Annotated in this window: 3 protein-coding genes; all 3 read right to left on the minus strand. The window is 42.9% G+C overall.

Features of this window, described 5'->3' with window-relative positions:
- Positions 1-92: 92 nt before the first annotated feature.
- The gene (gene tnpC, locus FC99_RS05185; protein WP_048732276.1) at positions 93-1,595 is read right to left on the minus strand and encodes an IS66 family transposase; all 1,503 of its coding nucleotides are present in this window, start codon (positions 1,593-1,595) and stop codon (positions 93-95) included.
- 64 nt (positions 1,596-1,659) lie between these two features.
- Entirely contained in the window at positions 1,660-2,070 is a 411-nt protein-coding gene (gene tnpB / locus FC99_RS05190) for an IS66 family insertion sequence element accessory protein TnpB (RefSeq protein ID WP_337588895.1), read from the minus strand.
- Positions 2,018-2,200 carry a hypothetical protein gene (locus tag FC99_RS05195; protein ID WP_048732280.1) on the minus strand — a complete coding sequence of 61 codons (183 nt, stop codon included), beginning with the start codon at positions 2,198-2,200 and terminating at the stop codon, positions 2,018-2,020. Before FC99_RS05195 ends, tnpB begins: the two co-directional genes overlap by 53 nt.
- Between the last annotated feature and the right edge of the window lie 87 nt (positions 2,201-2,287).

A 2,287-nucleotide genomic window follows, 5' to 3' on the forward strand; every position in this document is an offset into this window, starting at 1 on the left:
GTAAGCACCCAATAACTGACCGTATTGAATTTTAGACTAAAAATAAGAATGGCGTCCTCGAGTTTTGAGGGCGCCATTCTTATTTCCATGTTTTAAGCGGCTGCTGTATTTAATTGAGAGTTACCAATAAAATTCCATGGTAAATAAGCCATTAGTTCCGATTCTCTTGCGAACTCCGGTAGTTGTGGCATGTTTTCTAAAAGATATCGAATATAGTCTTGAGGATTATTACCACTTGCCTTAGCCGACTCAATTAGAGTCATCCAAATGGCTGTAGCTTCCGCTCCAGCTTGGCTAGTACTGAACAACCAGTTCTTTCGACCAATCACTAGACTCTTCATATTACGTTCGGCAGCGTTGTTACTAAAATCAAATTCACCGTGATCAAGGATTCTGTTCAATGCCATTCGTTGGTTTTGTGCGTAAATAATGGCTTTCCCTAATCGACTTTTGGGCAGTTCATCAGCTTGATCAATCCATCTCCAGAACTTACGAAGAAGTTTCCGGAGTTGCTTCTTTCGACTGCGCTTTCTAGAGCGAGGAGAATGGTGTTGCCACTTTCGTTCAAGCGCAAACATTTCATCCAATAGCTTTAGTGGCTGGCTCATTTTGATTTTGCCATTAATGTTCGCCGCATCATAGAACTTTCGCCGAACATGGGCAAAGCAACCAACTCGAACAACCGAGTCTTCTAAGTAGTTGTAGCCGGCATAGCCGTCGCATTGAAGAACCCCAGTAAAACCTCGGTAGAGGTTCTGGGCAAATGCACCTGAACGTGTATCTCCATAAGCATACAATACTGCTTGGACTAGAGCCTTCTGAGTTGATCTTGCTACCCACATATAAGATTTTGAAGTAGCCTTTTTCCCGGGTTCTCTTAGAACCTGAATCGGTGTCTCATCACCTTGCAGATAATCTTGGGCCATCAATGATTTCCGAATCAGGTTATATACTGGTTTTACTAACTCACTCGTCTTGATTATCCAGTTAGATAGGGTCGTCTCCGTTAAGCTAACGCCTAACCGTCGCCAATCCTTTAACTGACGATAAAGAGGGACTCCTTGTTCAAACTTCTGATGAATGATTTCGGTTATCAATGATGCCGAACCCAAGCTATGTGGGATTAATGGTTTAGGTGCTCGTGCTTGAATCATCTTAGCTAAACCACCAATGACTTCACATTTCTCGCACTTATAGGTTTTCGCGTAAACTTCTTCGACAAACAGTTGTGCTGGCCGGAAGTGAAGCTCCTGACGAACAAACTTTGTGCCTACAGAAACTAAGCAGTGTCCGTGAGGACACTGCTTAGTCTCAACATCAACGATAGTCTTACGAACCGGTAAGTCGGCACTTAAGACTTCTTTGCGCGTTTTTTTGCGTTTTTTCGTTGACTGTACTTGATCTGTTTGGTTTTCTTCGCCAGTTTGCTCTGGCTCGGTAAAAACACCATCATCCTCGTCCAAAAGCGATAACTGATCTGGATCGATTTGTTCTGCTTTCTTGCCGAAGAGTTTTCTCGTCAGGTAATCGATAATTTCAGCTTGTTCTTTCACCTTTTGAGTCAACATAGCGATTTGTTCTTGTTCAGAAGTCATTGGCTATCCCACCATTCAATACTAATTATTTTTGAGTTTACCATAGCCTTCCTCAAATAAATAGCTATCTTTCCGTGGTCATACTTGCACGTCTTGGCGGCCTTATTTTATGGATGGTCGCGTCAAGCGACCACCCGCTCAACAGACGGTTTAATTGTTTGAGATTCAGTTTACGAATGGCATCTTGATTGGTCGGCCACTGAATCCGGCCATTCTCAAGTCGTTTATACATAAGGAGAAAACCGTCGCCGTCCCAATAAAGGGCCTTGAACCGATCCTTCCTAGTACCGCAAAACAAATACAACGCTTGGCTGTACGGATCCAGATTAAATTGCTCTTGAACAATCGCCGCTAATCCATCGATTCCACGACGTAGGTCAGTTTTTCCACATACAATGAATATTTGTCTAACCCTGGTTGAATCAATGAGCATCGTGGAACACCGCCTTAAGCACGGTTTCCACAATATAACCATTGGCTTTATTGTAGATGATTACTGACTTATTCTTGCCAATTTTCAGTTGAACTGCCCGGCTGGGAACAACTGCCGTTGTTCTAGCAGCCTCATACGGCATTTTGATTTGAACGATATCCTGTTTGTCCATAATAAGAACCTCACCAATTTTATTTGATGAGACTATCATATCGTGGATTTGCCGCCAATCCTAGACGGTCAATTATTGGGTGCTTAC

Origin of the sequence: Levilactobacillus koreensis JCM 16448, assembly GCF_001435525.1 — a bacterium.
GTDB classification, from domain to species: domain Bacteria; phylum Bacillota; class Bacilli; order Lactobacillales; family Lactobacillaceae; genus Levilactobacillus; species Levilactobacillus koreensis.